Consider the following 21602-nt stretch of genomic DNA (forward strand, 5'->3'; position numbering starts at 1 on the left):
CCCAAGCCTGAAACTAGCGCCATGAACACAGCGCCCACCTACCTCAAGCACCACTTCCTGATCGCCATGCCGCACATGGCCGATCCCCATTTCGCCCAGACCCTCACCTACCTGGTCGAGCACAACGAGCAGGGCGCCATGGGCCTGGTGATCAACCGCCCCAGCGGCCTGAACCTCAGCGACGTGCTCGAGCAGCTGCGCCCCGAGCCCCTGCCGCCGGCGCGCTGCCAGGGCATCACCGTCTACAGCGGCGGCCCGGTGCAGACCGACCGCGGCTTCGTCCTGCACCCGGCCGGGCAGCTGTTCCAGGCCACCCTGGAGCTGGGCGAGCTGAACCTGTCCACCTCCCAGGACGTGCTGTTCGCCATCGCCGACGGCAGCGGCCCCGCGCAGAGCGTCATCGCCCTCGGCTACGCCGGCTGGGAAGCCGGCCAGCTGGAGGCCGAGCTGGCCGACAACGCCTGGCTGACCTGCCCGGCGGACCTGCAAGTGCTCTTCGACGTGCCCGCCGAGCAGCGCCTGGCCGCCGCCGCGCAGCGCCTGGGGATCAACCTCAGCCTGCTCACCGCCCAGGCCGGGCACGCCTGATGGCCGCGCCGCGCCTGTTGCTGGGCTTCGACTACGGCACCAAGCAGATCGGCGTCGCCGTCGGCCAGGCGGTCACCGGCCAGGCCCGCGAACTCTGCGTGCTCAAGGCGCAGAACGGCGTGCCGGACTGGAACCGCGTCGAGGCGCTGATAAAGGAATGGCAGCCCGACGCCATCGTCGTCGGCCTGCCGCTGAACATGGACGGCACGCCCAGCGAGATGAGCGAGCGCGCCGAGAAGTTCGCCCGCCGCCTGCACGGCCGCTACAACCTGCCGGTGCACACCCACGACGAGCGCCTGACCACCTACGCCGCCAAGGGCGAGCGCCTGGCCCAGGGCCAGCGCGACGGCTACCGCGAACGCCCGGTGGACGCCCTGGCCGCGGCCCTGCTGCTCGAGGGCTGGCTGGAGGCGCACGGCGGCGCTTGACCTGCGGCAGTGCCCGCCGCGGCACACGCGCTAATCTTGAGCGGGTACCCGCCGCACGGGCGCCCGAGGAATCCACGGCGGCCCAGCCTGGACCGCCACGAGTCATCCAGGAGATGTCATGAACCTGCCCAGCCCCGCCGAACTCCTGCCGCGCATGGCCACCGACCTGCGCAACCACCTCGCCGAGCGCGGCATAGACGCGCCGCGCTTCGTCGGCATCCACACCGGCGGCATCTGGGTCGCCCAGGCCCTGCTCAAGGAACTGCACAGCGAGGAGATCCTCGGCATCCTCGACGTGTCCTTCTACCGCGACGACTTCACCCGCAGCGGCCTGCACCCGCAGGTCCGTCCGTCGGAACTGCCGTTCGAGATCGACGGCCAGCATCTGGTCCTGGTCGACGACGTGCTGATGAGCGGCCGCACCATCCGCGCCGCGCTCAACGAGCTGTTCGACTACGGCCGCCCGGCCAGCGTGACCCTGGTCTGCCTGCTGGACCTGAACGCCCGCGAACTGCCGATCCGCCCCGACGTGGTCGGCCAGACCCTGTCGCTGGCCCCCAATGAAAGGGTAAAATTGCGCGGTCCCGCACCACTCGTCCTCGAGCGCACCCTCATCAGCGCGCTCTGAACGCGCGCGCCACCCTTTCCACCATTCAGGGCCTGCCCCATGCCGACAGACGCCAAGCGCCCGCTGCAGCTCAACGACCAGGGCCAGCTGCGCCACTTCCTCTCGCTCGACGGCCTGCCCCGCGAGCTGCTGACCGAAATCCTCGACACCGCCGACTCCTTCCTCGAAGTCGGCGCGCGCGCGGTGAAGAAGGTCCCGCTGCTGCGCGGCAAGACCGTGTGCAACGTGTTCTTCGAGAACTCCACGCGCACCCGCACCACCTTCGAACTGGCCGCCCAGCGCCTGTCCGCCGACGTCATCACGCTGAACGTGTCGACCTCCTCGACCAGCAAGGGCGAGACCCTCACCGACACCCTGCGCAACCTCGAGGCCATGGCCGCCGACATGTTCGTCGTGCGCCACAGCGACTCCGGCGCGGCGCACTTCATCGCCGAGCACGTCAGCCCCAGGGTGGCGGTGATCAACGGCGGCGACGGCCGCCACGGCCACCCGACCCAGGGCATGCTCGACATGCTCACCATCCGCCGCCACAAGGGCGGCTTCGAGAACCTCTCGGTGGCCATCGTCGGCGACGTCCTGCACTCGCGGGTGGCGCGCTCGAACATGCTGGCGCTGAAGACCCTCGGCTGCCCGGACATCCGCGTCATCGCCCCGCGCACCCTGCTGCCCATCGGCCTGGAGGAAGTCTACGGGGTGAAGGTGTTCACCGACGCCAACGAAGGCCTCAGGGACGTCGACGTGGTCATCATGCTGCGCCTGCAGCGCGAGCGCATGCAGGGCGGCCTGCTGCCCAGCGAAGGCGAGTTCTTCAAGCTCTACGGCCTGACCGAGAAGCGCCTGAGGCTGGCCAGGCCGGGCGCCATCGTCATGCACCCGGGGCCGATCAACCGCGGCGTGGAGATCGAATCCGCGGTGGCCGACGGCGAGCAGTCGGTGATCCTCAACCAGGTGACCTACGGGATCGCCATCCGCATGGCCGTGCTGTCCATGGCCATGAGCGGGCAGAACGCCCAACGCCAGCTGGAACAGGAGGACGCGCAATGACCGTCAGCATTCACGGCGCTCGCGTCATCGACCCAGCCAGCGGCCTGGACCAGGTCTGCGACGTCCACATCGAAGCCGGCAGGATCATCGCCCTGGGCCAGGCCCCGGCCGACTTCCACGCCGCCCAGGAACTGGACGCCGCCGGCCTGATCGCCGCGCCCGGCCTGGTGGACCTGAACGTCGCCCTGCGCGAGCCGGGCTACAGCCGCAAGGGCAACATCGAAAGCGAAACCCGCGCCGCCAGCGCCGGCGGCGTCACCAGCCTGTGCTGCCCGCCGCAGACCAAACCGGTGCTGGACACCCCGGCGGTGGCCGAGCTGATCCTCGACCGCGCCCGCGAGGCCGGCAATGCCAAGGTCTTCCCCATTGGCGCGCTGACCCGCGGCCTGGCCGGCGAGCAGCTGTCCGAACTGGCCGCCCTGCGCGACGCTGGCTGCGTGGCCTTCAGCAACGGCCTGGCGCCCCTGGCCAGCAACCGCGTGCTGCTGCGCTCGCTGGAATACGCGGCGACCTTCGACCTAACGGTGATCTTCACCTCCCAGGATGCCGAACTGGCCCAGGGCGGACTGGCCCACGACGGCCCCACCGCCAGCTTCCGCGGCCTGGCCGGCATCCCCGAGAGCGCCGAGACCGTGGCCCTGGCCCGCAACCTGCTGCTGGTGGAACAGAGCGGCGTGCGCGCGCACTTCAGCCAACTGACCAGCGCCCGCGGCGTGGAGATGATCGCCCAGGCCCAGGCCCGCGGCCTGCCGGTGACCGCCGACGTGGCGCTGTACCAGCTGATCCTCACCGACGAGGCCCTGGCCGACTTCTCCAGCCTCTACCACGTGCAGCCGCCGCTGCGCTCGCGCAAGGACCGCGACGCCCTGCGCGAGGCGGTGAAGAGCGGCGTGGTGCAGGCCATCGCCAGCCACCACCAGCCCCACGAGGCGGACGCCAAGAACGCCCCCTTCGCCGACACCGAGCCGGGCATCAGCAGCGTCGAGCTGCTGCTGCCGCTGGCCATGACCCTGGTGCAGGACGGCCTGCTCGACCTGCCGACCCTGCTGACGCGCCTGACCAGCGGCCCGGCCACAGCGCTGCGCCTGCCGGCCGGCCGCATCGCCGTGGGCGAGGCCGCCGACCTGGTGCTGTTCGAGGCCGAGGGCCAGACCCTGGCCGGCGAGACCTGGTACTCCCGCGGCCAGAACAGCCCGTTCATCGGCCACTGCCTGCCGGGCGCGGTGCGCTGCACGCTGGTGGATGGGCATATCGTTCACGCGGTCTGAGCTTGTCAGGCATGAAGAAGCCCGCCAGTTGGCGGGCTTTTTCGTTTTCTGTAGGAGCGAGCTTGCTCGCGAACGGGGCTTGCAGGGGACTTTTGGTGTTGAGCTTTAGAGCGCCCTCTCCCTAACCCTCTCCCTGAAGGGAGAGGGGACCGTTCGGAGTGCGTTGATACTTCGGCGTTAGCCGGCTACTCCACGGAAGTCAGGATGAAACCACACCTTTTCTCGGCACGGACAAGCCCCCTCTCCCTTCAGGGAGAGGGCTGGGGAGAGGGAACGGAGGTCACCTCATGCACAGCATGGCCGGGAAGCACCATTCGCGAGCAAGCTCGCTCCTACGAAAAGCCCCCTTAGTTAGATAGTCGCCAACGCCTGCGCCAAATCCGCACGCAGGTCCTCGACATCCTCCACCCCCACCGACAGCCGTACCAATGCATCCCCGATGCCCAGCTCCGCCCGGGTAGCCGGCGGAATGGTGGCGTGGGTCATGATCGCCGGGTGCTCGATCAGGCTTTCCACCCCGCCCAGGCTCTCGGCCAGGGCGAAGATGCGCACGTTCTCCAGGAAGCGTTTCGAGCCGGCTAGGTCGGTGGCCAGGTCCATGGAGATCATCCCGCCGAAGCCGTTCATCTGCCGCCTGGCCAGTTCGTGCTGCGGGTGCGAGGGCAGGCCCGGGTAGTGCACCCGCGCCACCTGCGGCTGGCGTTCCAGCCACTGGGCCAGTTCCAGGGCGTTGGCGCAGTGCCGCTCCATGCGCAGGGCCAGGGTCTTCACCCCGCGCAGGGTGAGGAAGGCATCGAAGGGGCCGGCGATGGCGCCCACGGCGTTCTGCAGGAAGCCCAGACGCTCGGCCAGCTCGGGATTGTCGCCGACCACGGCGATGCCGCCGATGACGTCGGAGTGGCCGTTCAGGTACTTGGTCGTCGAGTGCACGACTACGTCGAAGCCCAGCTCCAGCGGGCGCTGGATGCGCGGGCTGGCGAAGGTGTTGTCGGCCACGCAGAGGATGCCGCGGCTGCGGCACAGGCGGGCGATGGCCTCCAGGTCGGCCAGGCGCAGCAGCGGGTTGCTCGGCGTCTCGATCCACACCATGCGGGTTTCCGGGCGCAACGCGGCCTCGATGGCGCCGGTGTCGGTGAGGTCGACGAAGCTGAACTCATGCCCGGCGCTGCGCCGCCGCACGCGCTCGAACAGGCGGAAGGTGCCGCCGTAGATGTCGTTGCCGGAAACGATGTGCGAACCGGCGTCGAGCAGCTCCAGGGTCGCCGAGATGGCCGCGAGCCCGGAGGCGAAGGCGAACGCCCTGCTGCCGCCCTCCAGGTCCGCCACGCAGCGCTCCAGGGCCCAGCGCGTGGGGTTGTGCGAGCGCCCGTAGTCCAGGCCCTTGTGCACCCCGGGGCTGTCCTGCAGGTAGGTGGAGTTGGCGTAGATCGGCGGCATCAGCGCGCCAGTGGAGGGGTCGGGCGCCTGGCCGGCGTGGATGACCCGCGTGGCGAAACCGCGGGGCGCTTGGGAATCCTGGCTCATGGGAGCGTTCTCCGGAGGTGGTTGAGCAAGTCGAAACGGGTGATCAGGCCGTGGAAGCCCGAGGCGTCGGCGATGATGGCGACCAGGCCGCGGTCCAGCTCGGCCTGCAGTTCGGCCAGGCTGGCGTCCGGGGCCAGGGTTTCCAGGCGGGTGGTCATGGCGCTGGCCACCGGCTGGCGGAAATGGCTGGCGTCGGCGTGCACGCCCAGCAGGATGTCGGATTCGTCGATGACCCCGGCCAGCTTGCCGTCGGCCAGCACCGGCAGCTGCGAGACGTCGGCCAGGCGCATGCGCTGGAAGGCCGTCAGCAGGGTGTCGTCCGGCCCCACGCTGATCACCCGGCCCTCCTCGAAGCGCCGCGCGATGATGTCGCGCAGGTCGCCGTAGCGCTTGCGCTGCAGCAGGCCCTGGTCGGTCATCCACTGGTCGTTGTAGACCTTGGACAGGTAGCGTGTGCCGGTGTCGCAGACGAAGCTGAGCACGCGCCTGGGCTGCGTCTGCTCGCGGCAGTAGCGCAAGGCGGCGGCCAGCAGGGTGCCGGTGGAGGAACCGCCGGGGATGCCCTCGGCGCGCAGCAGCTCGCGGGCGTGGGCGAAGCTTTCCTCGTCGCTGATGGAATAGGCGTGGCGCACGCTGGAAAGGTCGGCGATGGAGGGAATGAAGTCCTCGCCGATGCCTTCCACCGCCCAGGAACCCACCTCGCCCAGGGTGCCGTCGCGCACGTAGCCGGCCATCACCGAGCCCACCGGGTCGGCCAGGACCATCTCCAGGTCCGGCTGTACCTGGCGGAAGAAGCGCGTCAGCCCGGTGAGGGTGCCCGCCGAGCCGACGCCGACGACGATGGCGTCGAGGTCATGGCCGGTCTGCTGCCAGATTTCCGGGGCGGTGCTGGTTTCGTGGGCCAGGGGGTTGGCCGGGTTGTTGAACTGGTCGGCGAAGAAGGCCCCGGGGATGTCCCGCGCCAAGCGCGCGGCCACGTCCTGGTAGTACTCCGGGTGGCCCTTGCCGACGTCGGAGCGGGTGATGTGCACCTCGGCGCCCATGGCCTTGAGGTGCAGCACCTTCTCGCTGGACATCTTGTCCGGCACCACCAGCACCACCCGGTAACCCTTGGCGCGGCCCACCAGGGCCAGGCCCAGGCCGGTGTTGCCGGCGGTGGCCTCGACGATGGTCCCGCCGGGCTTCAGGCGGCCGTCGCGCTCGGCGGTCTCGATCATGGCCACGCCGATGCGGTCCTTGATCGAGCCGCCGGGGTTCTGCGATTCCAGCTTGAGGAACAGGGTGCAGGGGCCGGTATCGAAGCGGGTGACCTGCACCAGCGGGGTATTGCCGATCAGGTCGAGTACGGCAGGACGAAGTTCGTTGCTCATGGCATCCACTCCTTGTCGGCGCCACGGGGATCGCCCGGCGGCGCGCCTTTATGGTCCTCCTGACCATAGGCCGGCGCCTGCCCGACCGCCAGGCGGCCACGACGAAAAGACCGGTGCGCAGGCGTGGGCCCGGCCCGCAATCGCGCGCAGGGCGCCCCCTACAGGGGAACGGCGTGGCTGGGCGGTGTAGGAGCGGATCTCATCCGCGAACCGCGCCGATACGTCCGGCTATCGCGGACAAGGTCCGCTCCTACGGTGCTGGTGAGCATGGCTTCTTGTAGGAGCGGGCAAGGTCAGATCCGCTGCGGGCCGTTGCGCTCGGAGACCTGGGCGTTGAGCGTCCAGAAGTCGTAGAGCACGCCGATGAAGAACAGGCCGCCGGTGAACAGGTAGAGGATGCCGGTCAGCCATTTGCCCATGTACATGCGGTGCACGCCGAACACGCCGAGGAAGGTCAGCAGTATCCAGGCGACGTTGTAGTCCAGGGCGCCGCTGCGGTAGCGCAGGTCGGCCTCGTCGTCCATCGAGGGGATCAGGAACAGGTCGATGATCCAGCCGATGAAGAACAGCCCCAGGGTGAAGAACCAGATGGTCCCGCTCACCGGCTTGCCATAGTAGAAGCGGTGGGAACCGGTGAAACCGAAGATCCACAGCAGGTAGCCGATGACCTTGCTGTGGGTGTCGGGGGTGTTGGGCATGGAGCGCTCCTTGGCGGGGATTCCTGGATTCGACCGGCGCAATCGCGGCGGGTTTGCCATCACTGTAAGAAAAGTCGCGGGGAATACAAACCCATGGATGGCAAAAGCCCGCCTTGGGGCGGGCTTTTCGGGGCAGCGGCTCAGCGGAAGCGGCGGTTGGGGTCGTCGTCGCTCAGCTCCAGGGTCAGGCCCTGGGTCATGCTGGACAGGTGGTCGGCGTCGGTTTCCGAGCCGAGCTTGATCATCAGGCGCAGGTCGTTGGCCGAGTCGGCGTAGGCCAGGGCGTCCTCGTAGGTGATCTCGCCCTGGGAGTAGAGCTGGTACAGCGCCTGGTCGAAGGTCTGCATGCCCTGCTCGGTGGAGCGCTTCATCAGCGGCTTGAGCTCGTGCACCTCGCCCTTGCGGATCAGGTCGGCGGCCAGCGGGGTGTTCAGCAGCACCTCGATCACCGCGCGGCGGCCCTTGCCGTCCGGCGTCGGCACCAGTTGCTGGGCGACGATGGCCTTGAGGTTCAGCGACAGGTCCATCCAGATCTGCTGGTGCCGGTCGGCCGGGAAGAAGTGGATGATCCGCTCCAGCGCCTGGTTGGCGTTGTTGGCGTGCAGGGTGGCCAGGCACAGGTGGCCGGTCTCGGCGAAGGCCACGGCGTGCTCCATGGTCTCGCGCGAGCGCACCTCGCCGATCATGATCACGTCCGGCGCCTGGCGCAGGGTGTTCTTCAACGCCACCTCGAAGGTGTCGGTGTCCAGCCCCACCTCGCGCTGGGTGACGATGCAGCCCTGGTGCTGGTGGATGTACTCGATCGGGTCCTCGATGGAGATGATGTGCCCGGTGGAGTTCTTGTTGCGGTAGCCGATCATCGCCGCCAGCGAGGTGGACTTGCCGGTGCCGGTGGCGCCGACGAAGATCACCAGGCCGCGCTTGGTCATGGCCAGCTTCTTGAGGATCTCCGGCAGCTTGAGGTCCTCGATGGTCGGGATGTTGGTCTCGATGCGGCGCAGCACCATGCCCACCAGGTTGCGCTGGTAGAAAGCGCTGACGCGGAAGCGCCCGATGCCGCGGGCGCTGATGGCGAAGTTGCACTCGTGGTGCTCGGCGAAGTCGCGGCGCTGCTGCTCGTTCATCACCGCCAGCACCGTCTCGCGGGTCTGCTCGGGGGACAGCGGGGTCTTGGTCACCGGCAGCACCTTGCCGTTGACCTTCATCGACGGGGGCACGCCGGCGGTGACGAAGAGGTCAGAGGCGCCCTTCTCCACCATCAGCCGCAGCAGTTTCTCGAATTCCATGATCGATCCAACCTGATTCGTTCACGCACTGTGCGATTAGACTGTCGCCCAGGCCGCCCGTGCGTGTGCCGCGCCGCCTGGCCGGGCGCAAGGCCCGGGAGGTCAGAAGTTTTCCGGGATCTTGGCCTTTTCCTTGGCGGCGTCGCGGGTCACCAGGCCCTTGGCCACCAGGGACTTCAGGCACATGTCGAGGGTCTGCATGCCCAGCGCGCCGCCGGTCTGGATGGCCGAGTACATCTGCGCCACCTTGTCCTCGCGGATCAGGTTGCGGATCGCCGGGGTGCCGATCATGATCTCGTGGGCCGCCACCCGGCCGCCGCCGATCTTCTTCAGCAGGGTCTGGGAGATCACCGCCTGCAGCGATTCGGAGAGCATGGAACGGACCATGGCCTTCTCCTCGGCGGGGAACACGTCGACGATACGGTCGATGGTCTTGGCCGCGGAGGTGGTGTGCAGGGTGCCGAACACCAGGTGGCCGGTTTCCGCGGCGGTCAGCGCCAGGCGGATGGTCTCCAGGTCGCGCATCTCGCCGACCAGGATGATGTCCGGGTCCTCGCGCAGGGCCGAGCGCAGCGCCTCGTTGAAGCCGAGGGTGTCGCGGTGCACCTCGCGCTGGTTGACCAGGCACTTCTTCGATTCGTGGACGAACTCGATCGGGTCCTCGACGGTGAGGATGTGGCTGTACTTGGTGTTGTTCAGGTAGTCGAGCATCGCCGCCAGCGAGGTGGACTTGCCCGAGCCGGTCGGCCCGGTGACCAGCACCAGCCCGCGCGGCACGTCGGAAACACGCTTGAACACTTCGCCCATGCCCAGGTCCTCCATGGTCAGTACCTTGGAGGGAATGGTCCGGAACACCGCGCCGGCGCCGCGGTTCTGGTTGAAGGCGTTGACGCGGAAACGCGCCACGCCCGGCACTTCGAAGGAGAAGTCGGTTTCCAGGAATTCCTCGTAATCCTTGCGCTGCTTGTCGTTCATGATGTCGTAGATCAGCGCGTGCACCTGCTTGTGCTCCAGCGGCGGCAGGTTGATGCGGCGCACGTCGCCGTCGACGCGGATCATCGGCGGCAGGCCGGCCGAGAGGTGCAGGTCCGAAGCGCCTTGCTTGGCGCTGAAGGCGAGCAACTCGGTAATATCCATGGGACTCCCCAATCCAATGCAAGCAGGTAGAATGCCGCTGAACTTGCAGCAGCCGGGCCTCAGAGCGCAGGTAATGTCCACGATAGCAGAGAATATTGCAAAGGTTCGCGAGCGTATCCGTGAGGCGGAGCAAGCTTGCGGGCGGCCTTCCGGCGGCGTTGCGCTGCTGGCGGTGAGCAAGACCAAACCCGCCGCCGCCATCCGCGAGGCCCATGCCGCCGGCCTCGTCGACTTCGGCGAGAACTACCTGCAGGAAGCCCTGGGCAAGCAGGCTGAACTGGCCGACCTGGCGCTCACCTGGCACTTCATCGGCCCCATCCAGTCGAACAAGACGCGGCCCATCGCCGAGCACTTCCACTGGGTGCACTCGGTGGACCGCCTGAAGGTCGCCGAGCGCCTGTCCGCGCAGCGCCCGGCGCAGTTGCCGCCGCTCAACGTCTGCCTGCAGGTGAACGTCAGCGGCGAGGCCAGCAAGTCCGGCTGCGCCCCGGAGGAGCTGCCGGCCCTGGCCGCCGCCGTGGCCGCCCTGCCGAACCTGAAGCTGCGCGGGCTGATGGCCATCCCCGAACCCACCGAGGACGTCGCCGCCCAGCGCGCCGCCTTCGCCCGCCTGCGCGAACTCCTGACTGCCCTGAACCTCGGCCTGGACACCCTGTCCATGGGCATGAGCCACGACCTCGAAGCCGCCATCGCCGAAGGCGCCACCTGCGTGCGCATCGGCACCGCGCTGTTCGGCGCGCGCGACTACGGTCCCCATTCTTGATCAAGGAACGCAACCCATGAGCACCACCCGCATCGCTTTCATCGGCGCCGGCAACATGGCCGCCAGCCTGATCGGCGGCCTGCGCGCCCAGGGCGTGCCCGCCAGCCACATCCGCGCCAGCGACCCGGGCGCCGAGCAGCGCGCGAAGATCGCCGCCGAGCATGGCATCGAAGTGTTCGAGGACAATGCCAGCGCCATTGCCGGCGCCGACGTGGTGGTCCTGGCGGTCAAGCCGCAGGTCATGAAGCAGGTCTGCGAGCCGCTGGCCGCGCTGCTCGAACCCGGCCAACTGGTCGTCTCCATCGCCGCCGGCATCCCTTGCGCCAGCCTGTCGCGCTGGCTGGGCAGCGAGCTGCTGGTACGCTGCATGCCCAACACCCCGGCGCTGCTGGGCGAAGGCGCCAGCGGCCTGTACGCCACCGCCCAGGTCAGCGCGGCCCAGCGCCAGCAGGCCGAACAGCTGCTGGGGGCGGTGGGCATCGCCCTGTGGCTGGACGAAGAGAAGCAGATCGACGCCGTCACCGCCGTCTCCGGCAGCGGCCCGGCCTACTTCTTCCTGCTGATGGAAGCCATGATCGCCGCCGGCGAGAAGCTCGGCCTGAGCCCCGAGGTGGCCACCCGCCTGACCCTGCAGACCGCCCTGGGCGCCGCGCGCATGGCCACCGGCAGCGACGTCGGCCCGGCCGAGCTGCGCCGCCGCGTGACCTCGCCCAAGGGCACCACCGAGGCCGCCATCAACGCCTTCCAGGGCAATGGATTCGAAGCACTGGTCGAGCGCGCCCTGGCCGCCGCCGACCACCGTTCCGCCGAACTGGCCGAACAACTGGGGCAATGAGGAGCCTTAAATGACCGGACTTTCCACCGCTGCCATCTACGTCATCCAGACACTGGGCAGCCTCTACCTGCTGATCGTCCTGCTGCGTTTCATCCTGCAGCTGGTGCGCGCCGACTTCTACAACCCGCTCAGCCAGTTCATCGTGCGCGCCACCAAGCCGCTGCTGAACCCGCTGCGCCGGGTGGTCCCGGGCTTCGGCGGCGTCGACCTGGCGTCCCTGGTGCTGGCCATCCTGGTCCAACTGGTGCTGATGATCGTCACCCTGACGCTGATGGGCTACGGCGTCGGCGGCTATGTTCTGCAGTTGCTGGTGTGGTCGGTGATCGCGGTGACCTCGCTGTTCCTCAAGGTGTTCTTCTTCGCCCTGATCATCAGCGTGATCCTCTCCTGGGTCGCCCCGGGCAGCTACAACCCCGGCGCCCAGCTGGTGAACCAGATCTGCGAGCCGCTGCTGGCGCCCTTCCGCAAGCTGCTGCCGAACCTGGGCGGGCTGGACATCTCGCCGATCTTCGCGTTCATCGCACTGAAACTGCTCGACATGCTGGTGATCGGCAATCTCGCCGCCATGACCGGGATGCCGCAGATACTGAGCCCGTTCATGTAATGAGCTTCTACCGCTGGGACGGCGAGGACCTGATCCTCGATTGCCACCTGCAGCCCAAGGCGAGCCGCGACGAGTTCGCCGGGCTGCACGGCGAGCGCCTGAAAATCCGCCTCACCGCCCCGCCGGTGGAGGGCAAGGCCAACGCCCACCTGCTGGCCTTCCTCGGCAAGGCCTTCGGCGTGCCGAAAAGCGCGGTAATACTCGAGAGCGGCGAGCTGAACCGCCAGAAGCGCGTGCGCATCCCCCGGCCGACGCGGCTGCCGGCGGAGCTGGGGATAACCGCTGGGTCGGCTTGACCGACCTTACATGTAGGAATGTGATGAAGGCCAATTGACGCCACCTCGCCGCGCTTCATAATCCAGGCATTCTTCTCTCGCGCAGGACGCGCAAGCCACAGGACCGCCTGGATGAGCATGGAGCGACTCAGTCAGCAGATCGACGCCTACGTCACCTGGAAGCGGGAACTGGTCCGGGACATCATCCGCTACCGCAGCTGGCTGGAGCAGAGCCGGCTGAACAGCGCGGACATAGACGCGCGCCTGGAGCGCGCCCTGCGCCTGCTGCGCCTGGACCACATCACCCTGGCCTTCGTCGGCGAGTTCTCCCGCGGCAAGACCGAGCTGATCAACAGCCTATTCTTCTCCGAGTACGGCCAGCGCATGCTGCCGTCCCAGGCCGGGCGCACCACCATGTGCCCCACCGAGATCTTCTTCGACCCGCGCTCCGAACGCCCCTACATCCGCCTGCTGCCCATCGAGACGCGGGTGGCCGACGCCAGCATCGCCCGCTTCAAGCAGGTGCCGCGGCACTGGGTGAACATCCCCCTGGACACCTCCGACCCGGCCAACATGGCCCAGGCCTTCGCGCAGATCGCCCGGACCAAGAGCCTGCCGGTGGAGCAGGCGATCCAGCTCGGCTTCCTCCCGGACATGCTCGAAGCCGCCGAACGCCCCGGCCACGTGCACGTGCCGGCCTGGCGCCACGCCCTGGTCAACTTCGACCACCCGCTGCTGCGCCAGGGCCTGCGCATCCTCGACACCCCCGGGCTGAACGCCCTGGGCAGCGAGCCGGAACTGACCCTGTCGATGCTGCCCAGCGCCCAGGCGGTGGTCTTCCTGCTGGCCGCCGACACCGGCGTCACCGCCTCGGACCTGGCGGTCTGGCAGGAGCACGTGCGGCACCTGGTGGAAGACGGCCAGTGCACCCTGTACGCGGTGCTGAACAAGATCGACGTGCTCTGGGACGACCTGGCCGGCGAGGCCTTCGTGCAGAACGCCATCCAGCGCGTGCGCGACGCCACTGCGCGGCAACTGGGCATCGCCCGCGACGCGGTGCTGCCGCTGTCGGCCAAGCAGGCGCTGCTGGCCAAGGTGCGCAAGGACGGCGAACTGCTCGCCCGCAGCCAGCTGGAAAGCCTGGAGAACCTGCTCTGCGAACGCATAGTGGCGGACAAGGAGCGCCTGCTGGAGGGCGCCGTGCTCGGCCAGGTGCTGGCCCTGCTGAACAACAGCCAGCACAGCCTGCGCGCCCGCCTGGAGCGCCTGCGCGAGCAGCAGGCGCTGCTCGAGGGCCAGCAGCAGGACAGCGGCCAGCTGCTGTTCGAGCTGACCGCGCGGACCAAGGAGGACCACGGCCGCCATCACCGCCGCCTGCTCAACCTGAAGACCAACCAGCGCCTGCTGCGCCGCCAGGGCGAACTGCTCGGCCAGACCGTGCGCGCCGAACGCCTGCAGCAGCACCTGGCCAAGGTCCACGAGAAACTGCGCGGCAGCTGGACCACCCTGGGCATCAACCAGGCCATCCTGAACTTCTTCCAGGCCGTGGAGGGCGACCTGCACAGCCTGCAGCACGAGGCCGAGCTGGGCAACCGCATGGTCGAGGCCATCTACCTGCGGCACAACCAGGAAAACCCGCTGAACGCCCTGGACGCCCCACGCTTCGACGTCGCCGGCTACCAGCGCGAACTGGCCCGGCTGCGCGACCAGGCCGACCGCTTCCGCCTGCAGCTCAAGACCCTGCTCACCGAACAGCGCCTGCTGACGCGGCGCTTCATCGCCACCCTGGCCCAGGAGGTGATCCTGCTGCACCAGCGCGTGCGCGAGGAAGTCGAGCGCTGGGCCACCGACGCCCTGATGCCGCTGATGCAGTACACCCTGGAGAACAAGCAGCTGCTGGAAACCCACATGCTGCGCCTGAAGGCCCTGGCCCAGGAAACCCAGCAGGTGCGCCAGCGCGCGCTGCTCATGGCGCGCTACCAGGAAGAGCTGGAGAAACAGCTGGCCGAAGCCTCGGACATCCTCCGCCTGCTGCGCCGCCCCTCGCCGCTGCAACGCCAGGCCCGCGTGGTCGCCCTGCCCGGCTCGCAGCGCGCCTGAACTTGGTTTTTTCAGGCAGACTCCCTATTCTCGAAAGTCCTATCGATGGGGAGCACTGCCCATGTCGAACTACAATCTGATCTCCAACCCCAACGAACCCAGCGAAGAGCAGTTGTCCGATCTGCTGAGCGAGGTGCGCCAGGCCGCCCGGCAGCGTATCTCCCGCGTCGACCAGCAACTCAGGGCATCATTGAATGCCGCTTTCGAAGAAAGCCGCAAACGCCGAGACCAGCGCCCCCAGCCCAACAAAGCCTGAGCCATGGACAAGCCCAGGCTGATCGTTTTTGCCGGCCCCAATGGCTCTGGCAAAACCTCCATCACCGAGCAGCTTCGCGAGCATCAGTGGCTGGAAGGCTGTGTCTTCATCAATCCGGATGAAATCGCCGAGCGGGAGTTCGGTGGCTGGAACTCCGAGGAGGCGGCCATCGAAGCGGCCAACAAGGCCCAGCGACTGCGAGAAAAAGCCCTGGTCGAGGGGACCAGCCTGGCTTTCGAGACTGTACTTTCAACCGATGACAAACTGGACTTCATCGCTCGGGCCAAGGATGCCGGCTATTTCGTCAGGGTGTTTTTCGTCAGCACTACCCACCCGGCCATCAACGCCTCGCGCATCACTTTCCGCTATATGGATGGCGGCCACGAGGTGCGCATCAGCAAGATCGTCTCGCGCTACTTCAAGTCCATCGTCAACTGTGATGCGCTGGCCAACTGGGTCGACCGACTCTACGTGTTCGACAACTCAGTGGACCAACAGAAACCTCGCCTGCTGTTCAGAACCCGCGACGGGCGACTTTCCAAATACTACTGCGATGAATCAGATACTCCGGAATGGGCGTTGAAAATCCGCCAGAACCTGCCTGGCTGAGCGACCTTGCCCTCTCTGGCGGTGCTCTTTAGACTGGCGCCCTCCTTTTATTCATGAGCTGGGTCGATGCCAACAGTCTTCCCCGAAGATTCCGTCGGTCTGGTCTCTCCCCAGACGCTGCACTTCAGCGAACCCCTGGCCCTGGCCAGCGGCAGGACGCTGCCCGAATACCAGCTGGTGATCGAGACCTACGGCGAGCTGAACGCCACGGCGAGCAACGCCGTGCTGATCTGCCATGCGCTTTCCGGCCACCACCACGCCGCCGGCTACCACAGCCCCGACGAGCGCAAGCCGGGCTGGTGGGACAGCTGCATCGGCCCGGGCAAGGCCATCGACACCCGCAAGTTCTTCGTGGTCGCGCTGAACAACCTCGGCGGCTGCAACGGCTCCACCGGCCCCACCAACCTCGACCCGGCCACCGGCCGCGTCTACGGCTCCGATTTCCCGGTGGTCACCGTGGAAGACTGGGTCAACAGCCAGGCGCGCCTGGCCGACCGCCTGGGCATCGCGCAGTGGGCCGCGATCGTCGGCGGCAGCCTCGGCGGCATGCAGGCGCTGCAGTGGACCATCAGCTACCCCGAGCGCGTGCGCCACTGCCTGTGCATCGCCAGCGCGCCCAAGCTCTCGGCGCAGAACATCGCCTTCAACGAAGTGGCGCGCCAGGCCATCCTCTCCGACCCGGAGTTCCTCGGCGGGCACTTCCAGGAACAGGGCGTTATACCGCGCCACGGCCTGCGCCTGGCGCGCATGGTCGGGCACATCACCTACCTGTCCGATGACGCCATGGGCGAGAAGTTCGGCCGCGACCGCAAGGCCGAGAAGCTCAACTACGACCTCTACAACGTCGAATTCCAGGTCGAGAGCTACCTGCGCTACCAGGGCGAGGAGTTCTCCACCCGCTTCGACGCCAACACCTACCTGCTGATGACCAAGGCGCTGGACTACTTCGACCCGGCCTCCGCCCACGACGGCGACCTGGTGCGCACCCTGGCCGGAGTGAAGGCGGACTTCTGCGTGATGTCCTTCACCACCGACTGGCGCTTCTCCCCGGCGCGCTCGCGGGAGATCGTCGACGCCCTGATCGCGGCGAAGAAGAACGTCTGCTACCTGGAGATCGACGCGCCCCAGGGCCACGACGCCTTCCTCATGCCGATCCCCCGCTACCTGCAGGCCTTCAGCGCCTACATGAACCGCATCAGCGTATAAGGAAGCCCCATGCGCGCCGACCTGGAAATCATCCAAGACTGGATCCCCGCCGGCAGCCGGGTGCTCGACCTGGGCTGCGGCGACGGCGAACTGCTCGCCTGGCTGGCCGAACACAAGCAGGTGACCGGCTATGGCCTGGAGATCGACAGCGAGAACATCGCCAAATGCGTCGAACGCGGGGTGAACGTCATCGAGCAGGACTTGGACAAGGGCCTCGGCAGCTTCGCCAGCAACAGCTTCGACGTGGTGGTCATGACCCAGGCCCTGCAGGCCGTGCACTATCCGGACAGGATCCTCGAGGAAATGCTCCGCGTCGGCCGCACCTGCATCATCACCTTCCCCAACTTCGGCCACTGGCGCTGCCGCTGGTACCTGGCGCGCAATGGCCGCATGCCGGTGTCGGAATTCCTTCCCTACACCTGGTACAACACGCCGAACATCCACTTCTGCACCTTCAAGGACTTCGAGGCGCTGTGCCGCGAGCAGCGCCTGCGGGTGCTCGACCGCCTGGCGGTGGACCGTGACCACCGTCATCGCTGGTCCTGCCGAGTTTGGCCTAATCTGTTGGGTGAAATCGGTATCTACCGGGTCAGCGGTCCAAGCCTGCCGGACCACCGCATCGCCGTCTGAACCGCCCGGGGCCCCGAAACCCAGGAGAAGAAAACCATGCGCCGCCTAGCCTCCCTGCTGTTCTGCCTGTTCCTGGCCCTGCCGGCCTTCGCCGAGCAGGCCACCACGCTGGGGGACCTCAAGGTCCACTACAGCGTCTACAACTCCAGCTTCCTCCAGCCCAAGGTCGCCGCGGCCGTCGGCGTGGTGCGCAGCAAGGCCCAGGGCGTGATCAACATCGTGCCGCTGGACGCCAGCGGCAAGCCGGCCCAGGTCACCGTCTCCGGCACCGCCAAGAACCTCATGGGCCAGTCGACCCCGCTGACCTTCAAGCGGGTGGTCGAGGAAGGCGCGGTCTACCACATCGCCCAGTTCCCCATCGAAGGCCGTGACACCCTGACCTTCGACATCCAGGTACAAAAGGGCTCCGAAGCCCCGCAAAGCTTCGAGTTCATGCAGGAAATCTACCCAGACGAATGATCAAGCTCGACCAACTGGTGCTGGCCAGTCACAACGCCGGCAAACTCAAGGAGCTCCAGGCCATGCTGGGCGCCCACGTGAAGGTGCGCTCCATCGGCGAGTTCAGCGACGTGGAGCCGGAGGAAACCGGCCTGTCCTTCGTCGAGAACGCCATCCTCAAGGCGCGCAACGCCGCGCGCATCTCCGGGCTGCCGGCGCTGGCCGACGACTCGGGCCTGGCGGTGGACCATCTCGGCGGCGCGCCGGGCATCTACTCCGCGCGCTACGCCGACGGCAAGGGTGACGCGGCGAACAACGCCAAGCTGCTGGACGCCCTGCGCGAGGTGCCGGACGAAGAGCGCGGCGCGCAGTTCGTCAGCGTCCTGGCCCTGGTGCGGCACGCCGACGACCCGCTGCCGATCCTCTGCGAAGGCATCTGGGAAGGCAGCATCCTGCGCGAGGCCCGCGGCGAGCACGGCTTCGGCTACGACCCGCTGTTCTGGGTGCCCGAAAGCGGCTGCTCCAGCGCCGAACTGCCCCCCGAGCAGAAGAACCGCCTGAGCCACCGCGCCCGCGCCATGGCCCTGCTGAAGCAGCGGTTGGGACTGTGAACAAGGCTTCAGGCGACAGGCTTCAGGCCTCAGGCAAAAGCCACGACCTGCAGCCTGCAGCCTGCAGCCTGCAGCTGCCGCCCCTGGCGGCCTACGTCCATATCCCCTGGTGCGTGCGCAAATGCCCGTACTGCGACTTCAACTCCCACGCCGCCGGCCCGGAGCTGCCCGAGGACGCCTACGTCCAGGCGCTGCTGGCCGACCTGGCGGCTGACCGGCGGCACGTCCACGGGCGCAAGCTGACCTCGATCTTCTTCGGCGGCGGCACCCCCAGCCTGTTCTCCGCCCAGGCCCTGGGCCACATCCTCGAAGGCCTGGAGCGCGAAGTCGGTTTCGAGCCAGGCATCGAGATCACCCTGGAAGCCAACCCCGGCACCTTCGAACAGGCCAAGTTCGCCGACTACCGGACCCTGGGCATCAACCGCCTGTCCATCGGCGTGCAGAGCTTCCAGGCCGACAAGCTCAAGGCCCTGGGCCGCATCCACGACGGCGGCGAAGCCGTGCGCGCGGCGGACATGGCGCGCCGCGCCGGCTTCGACAACTTCAACCTGGACCTGATGCACGGCCTGCCACAGCAGAGCGTGGCCGACGCCCTGGCCGACCTGGAGCAGGCCATCGCCCTGGCCCCGACGCACCTGTCCTGGTACCAGTTGACCATGGAGCCGAACACGGTGTTCTGGAGCCAGCCGCCGGAACTGCCGGAAGACGACGCCCTGTGGGAAATCCAGGAAGCCGGCCAGGCCCGCCTGGCGCAGGCGGGCTACCGGCAGTACGAGACCTCGGCCTACGCCCGTGACGGCCTGCGCGCCCGGCACAACCTCAACTACTGGACCTTCGGCGACTTCCTCGGCCTGGGCGCCGGCGCCCACGCCAAGCTGAGCAGCCCGCAGGGCCGCATCCTGCGCACCTGGAAGACGCGCCTGCCGAAGGACTACCTGAACCCGGCCAAGGCCTTCCAGGCCGGCGAGCGCGAACTGGAAGCGGCCGACCTGCCCTTCGAGTTCATGATGAACGCCCTGCGCCTGGTGGACGGCGTCCCGGCGGCGCTGTTCGAGCAACGCACCAGCCAGCCCCTGCAAGCCATCGCCGAAGCCTGCCGCGAAGCCCGCGCCCAGGGCCTGCTGGCCGAGGACGACGAGCGCCTGCGGCCGACCGAGCGCGGCCAGCTGTTCCTCAACGACCTGCTGCAGCAGTTCCTGCCCTGAGGCCAGCGCGCGGCATGCGAGCGACCATCGTCCTGGTGATCTACAAGGAAAAGCTCAGCGATTCGCAGAGCTTCCGCAGCCTTCTGCAGAACCAGGCCCTGCTGGCCGCCCATGACTTCAGCCTGGTCATCCACGACAACAGCCCCACGCCCCAGGCACTGCCGCCCGGCGAATACCCCATCGCCGTGCACTACAGGCATGACCCGAGCAACCCGGGCCTTGCCGCGGCCTACAACCTGGCGCTGCGCGATGCCCGCGAGCGCGGCAGCGACTGGCTGCTGCTGCTCGACCAGGACACCCGGCTGCCGGAGGCGTACTTCCAGGAGCTGACGGAGCAGGCCGATGGCCTGGCCGTCGATTGCGTCTGCCTGGTGCCACAAGTCAGCGATGGCCAGCGCCAGGTCTCGCCCATGGACAACAGCCGCGTGCGCGCCAGCGCGGAAGGCATCGAGGCCGGCTATCGCAGGCACCAGGTGACCGCGATCAATTCCGGCGCCTGCTGGCGCACGGCCTGGCTGGCCCGGATCGGCGGCTTCAACCCCGACTTCCCGCTGGACTACCTGGACCACTGGGCCTTCCACCGCGCACTGTCCGACGGCAAACAGGTCTACGTCATGGCCGCCCGGGTCCGCCAGAACCTCTCGATCAGCAACCGCAACCAGGTTTCCCGGGCCCGCTACGAAAGCATCTACGAGTCGGAGTATCGCTACTACAGCCAGTACCGCACCGAGCTCTTCGCCAGTTACCGGCGCCACCTGCCACTGCGCCTGATCAAGCAGCTTCTGATGTTCCGCGAGAAGAAACTGACCTGGAAGACGTTGCAGCTGCTGCTGCGAAAAACGCCTGGCGGCTGAACCACCCACCCGTCGCTCGGGTAAACTCCCCCGTCGACCGCCCCCGACCAAGGAGCCTGCATGGACTTCGCCCTCGACCTGATCGCCAGCGCCTCCCGCTGGAGCCGCAGCCATCTGTCCGATATCGCCCTGGCGATCATGGCCACCCTGCTGGTGCTGTTCGGCCCGGCGATCAACGCCTGGGTGCAGCAGCGCATCGGCAGCCTGAACTTCGTCTTCCGCACCCTGCTGTTCGTGCTCATCTGCGCCGTGGGCTACGGCCTGGCCATGGTCTTCGTCACCCCCTGGGTGGCCCACGGCCTGAACTACTTCAACAACTACACCCTGGCGCCGGTGCTGCTGTTGCTGTTCTTCATCATCGGCATGATCGCCGACCGCAGCTGACGGGCCTGCTAGTGTTTCCCCAGTAGCCAACGCGCAACTGGGGAAACGCCATGAAACCGATCAAGCACCTGTACCTGCACTTCGTCGACGGCCAGCGCCTGGCGCTGCGCTTCCCGCAACAGAGCGAGGACCCGGTGGAGGTGGCGCAGGGCATCCGCAAGCAGCTGGAGTCGCCCTGCCTGAGCATCGAGGTGGATGGCGACCTGCTGCTGATCCCGCGCAGCAGCATCAAGTACCTGCAGATCACCCCGGCGCCGCTGAGCCTGCCGGACATCACCGTGGTCGGCGCCGAGTTGATCGACTGAGCGCGAGCGGCAAGCCGTAGGGCGCATAACGCCCCAGGCGTTATCCGCCGTCGACCTTCGCGCCAGGACCAACGGCGTATAACCGCGAACGGTTATGCGCCCTACGCACACCTCCCGCCCGTAGGAGCGGACCTTGTCCGCGATGGCCGGAGATTCCGGCGCGGTTCGCGGATGAGATCCGCTCCTACACCGCGCCACCTACGCCATTCCCCTGTAGGAGCGCGCCCTGCGCGCGATCGCGGGCAGGGCCCGCTCCTACAGCGTGCAGGACGTTTCGGCGGCTCAGTCGACGCGCTGGAACTTCAGACCTTCACGCCAGGGCCAACGGCGGATAACCGCGAACGGTTATGCGCCCTACGCACACCTCCCGCCTGTAGGAGCGGACCTTGTCTGCGATGGCCGGAGATTCCGGCGCGGTTCGCGGATGAGATCCGCTCCTACACTGCCCCACCCACGCCATTCCCATGTAGGAGCGCGCCTGAACCGGTCAAGAAATTTTGGACACCGCTTTAGGTTCATGCTGCTGCCTTGAGCTTTTCCTCCATGGCTACCGGGG

25 protein-coding genes are annotated in these 21602 nt (G+C 67.7%); 20 read left to right on the forward strand and 5 right to left on the reverse strand.

The window, feature by feature from the left end; all coding sequences use genetic code 11:
- Positions 1-21: 21 nt before the first annotated feature.
- The 5 genes from VV867_RS22840 to VV867_RS22860 all read left to right on the forward strand — a co-directional run bounded on the left by VV867_RS22840 (position 22) and on the right by VV867_RS22860 (position 3956).
- Entirely contained in the window at positions 22-588 is a 567-nt protein-coding gene (locus VV867_RS22840) for a YqgE/AlgH family protein (protein WP_275627905.1), read from the forward strand.
- Positions 588-1016, forward strand: a complete 429-nt coding sequence (gene ruvX / locus VV867_RS22845; RefSeq protein WP_074986425.1) for a Holliday junction resolvase RuvX — start codon at positions 588-590, stop codon at positions 1014-1016. Before VV867_RS22840 ends, ruvX begins: the two co-directional genes overlap by 1 nt.
- 118 nt (positions 1017-1134) lie before the next feature.
- A complete protein-coding gene (gene pyrR, locus VV867_RS22850; protein WP_089390943.1) occupies positions 1135-1644 on the forward strand; it encodes a bifunctional pyr operon transcriptional regulator/uracil phosphoribosyltransferase PyrR in 510 nt (169 codons plus the stop codon).
- A 39-nt stretch (positions 1645-1683) separates the two neighbouring features.
- Complete coding sequence (locus VV867_RS22855) at positions 1684-2688, forward strand: aspartate carbamoyltransferase catalytic subunit (protein WP_089390944.1); 1005 nt, start codon at positions 1684-1686, stop codon at positions 2686-2688.
- Complete coding sequence (locus tag VV867_RS22860) at positions 2685-3956, forward strand: dihydroorotase (protein WP_109937107.1); 1272 nt, start codon at positions 2685-2687, stop codon at positions 3954-3956. The genes VV867_RS22855 and VV867_RS22860 overlap by 4 nt, the downstream gene beginning before the upstream one ends.
- 351 nt (positions 3957-4307) lie before the next feature.
- Here VV867_RS22860 and VV867_RS22865 read toward each other — a convergent pair whose 3' ends face one another.
- The 5 genes from VV867_RS22865 to pilT form a co-directional block, all read right to left on the reverse strand.
- Positions 4308-5480: a cystathionine gamma-synthase gene (locus VV867_RS22865; protein WP_328567635.1), complete on the reverse strand. Its 1173-nt coding sequence runs from the start codon at positions 5478-5480 to the stop codon at positions 4308-4310.
- Complete coding sequence (locus VV867_RS22870) at positions 5477-6850, reverse strand: pyridoxal-phosphate dependent enzyme (RefSeq protein ID WP_109937109.1); 1374 nt, start codon at positions 6848-6850, stop codon at positions 5477-5479. Before VV867_RS22870 ends, VV867_RS22865 begins: the two co-directional genes overlap by 4 nt.
- Before the next feature lie 293 nt (positions 6851-7143).
- Positions 7144-7548, reverse strand: a complete 405-nt coding sequence (locus tag VV867_RS22875; RefSeq protein WP_109937110.1) for an NINE protein — start codon at positions 7546-7548, stop codon at positions 7144-7146.
- 140 nt (positions 7549-7688) lie between these two features.
- Positions 7689-8834, reverse strand: coding sequence for a type IV pilus ATPase PilU (gene pilU, locus VV867_RS22880; protein WP_074977840.1), 1146 nt, complete (start codon positions 8832-8834; stop codon positions 7689-7691).
- Positions 8835-8936: 102 nt separating this feature from the next.
- Positions 8937-9971, reverse strand: coding sequence for a type IV pilus twitching motility protein PilT (pilT, locus tag VV867_RS22885; protein ID WP_328567636.1), 1035 nt, complete (start codon positions 9969-9971; stop codon positions 8937-8939).
- 73 nt (positions 9972-10044) lie between these two features.
- On the opposite strand from pilT, the gene VV867_RS22890 reads away from it, so the two are divergent.
- From VV867_RS22890 to VV867_RS22960, 15 genes are all read left to right on the forward strand, one after another.
- Positions 10045-10734 carry a YggS family pyridoxal phosphate-dependent enzyme gene (locus tag VV867_RS22890; protein ID WP_109933003.1) on the forward strand — a complete coding sequence of 230 codons (690 nt, stop codon included), beginning with the start codon at positions 10045-10047 and terminating at the stop codon, positions 10732-10734.
- A gap of 16 nt (positions 10735-10750) precedes the next feature.
- On the forward strand, positions 10751-11569 hold the full coding sequence (proC, locus tag VV867_RS22895; protein ID WP_328567637.1) for a pyrroline-5-carboxylate reductase: 819 nt from the start codon (positions 10751-10753) through the stop codon (positions 11567-11569).
- A 10-nt stretch (positions 11570-11579) separates the two neighbouring features.
- A complete protein-coding gene (locus VV867_RS22900) occupies positions 11580-12173 on the forward strand; it encodes a YggT family protein (RefSeq protein ID WP_089390951.1) in 594 nt (197 codons plus the stop codon).
- On the forward strand, positions 12173-12469 hold the full coding sequence (locus VV867_RS22905) for a DUF167 domain-containing protein (RefSeq protein ID WP_089390952.1): 297 nt from the start codon (positions 12173-12175) through the stop codon (positions 12467-12469). The genes VV867_RS22900 and VV867_RS22905 overlap by 1 nt, the downstream gene beginning before the upstream one ends.
- A 111-nt stretch (positions 12470-12580) precedes the next feature.
- Positions 12581-14548: a dynamin-like GTPase family protein gene (locus VV867_RS22910; protein WP_109932581.1), complete on the forward strand. Its 1968-nt coding sequence runs from the start codon at positions 12581-12583 to the stop codon at positions 14546-14548.
- 61 nt (positions 14549-14609) lie between these two features.
- Positions 14610-14804: a hypothetical protein gene (locus tag VV867_RS22915; RefSeq protein WP_089390954.1), complete on the forward strand. Its 195-nt coding sequence runs from the start codon at positions 14610-14612 to the stop codon at positions 14802-14804.
- 3 nt (positions 14805-14807) lie between these two features.
- Positions 14808-15413 carry a zeta toxin family protein gene (locus tag VV867_RS22920; protein WP_328567638.1) on the forward strand — a complete coding sequence of 202 codons (606 nt, stop codon included), beginning with the start codon at positions 14808-14810 and terminating at the stop codon, positions 15411-15413.
- A gap of 66 nt (positions 15414-15479) precedes the next feature.
- On the forward strand, positions 15480-16619 hold the full coding sequence (gene metX, locus VV867_RS22925; protein ID WP_109932583.1) for a homoserine O-succinyltransferase MetX: 1140 nt from the start codon (positions 15480-15482) through the stop codon (positions 16617-16619).
- Between the two features lie 9 nt (positions 16620-16628).
- Complete coding sequence (gene metW, locus VV867_RS22930) at positions 16629-17249, forward strand: methionine biosynthesis protein MetW (protein ID WP_109932585.1); 621 nt, start codon at positions 16629-16631, stop codon at positions 17247-17249.
- Between the two features lie 36 nt (positions 17250-17285).
- Positions 17286-17708: a DUF4426 domain-containing protein gene (locus tag VV867_RS22935; protein WP_109932587.1), complete on the forward strand. Its 423-nt coding sequence runs from the start codon at positions 17286-17288 to the stop codon at positions 17706-17708.
- Entirely contained in the window at positions 17705-18298 is a 594-nt protein-coding gene (rdgB, locus tag VV867_RS22940) for an RdgB/HAM1 family non-canonical purine NTP pyrophosphatase (protein WP_089390959.1), read from the forward strand. Before VV867_RS22935 ends, rdgB begins: the two co-directional genes overlap by 4 nt.
- A 47-nt stretch (positions 18299-18345) precedes the next feature.
- Positions 18346-19503, forward strand: a complete 1158-nt coding sequence (gene hemW / locus VV867_RS22945) for a radical SAM family heme chaperone HemW (RefSeq protein ID WP_442965048.1) — start codon at positions 18346-18348, stop codon at positions 19501-19503.
- A 14-nt stretch (positions 19504-19517) separates the two neighbouring features.
- A complete protein-coding gene (locus VV867_RS22950; RefSeq protein ID WP_328567639.1) occupies positions 19518-20357 on the forward strand; it encodes a glycosyltransferase in 840 nt (279 codons plus the stop codon).
- Positions 20358-20417: 60 nt separating this feature from the next.
- Positions 20418-20741 carry a DUF3392 domain-containing protein gene (locus tag VV867_RS22955; RefSeq protein WP_009615221.1) on the forward strand — a complete coding sequence of 108 codons (324 nt, stop codon included), beginning with the start codon at positions 20418-20420 and terminating at the stop codon, positions 20739-20741.
- A 50-nt stretch (positions 20742-20791) separates the two neighbouring features.
- A complete protein-coding gene (locus VV867_RS22960) occupies positions 20792-21046 on the forward strand; it encodes a hypothetical protein (protein WP_009615219.1) in 255 nt (84 codons plus the stop codon).
- Positions 21047-21602: the final 556 nt, after the last annotated feature.

This window comes from Pseudomonas sp. JH-2, assembly GCF_036231725.1.
Lineage (GTDB): Bacteria > Pseudomonadota > Gammaproteobacteria > Pseudomonadales > Pseudomonadaceae > Pseudomonas > Pseudomonas delhiensis.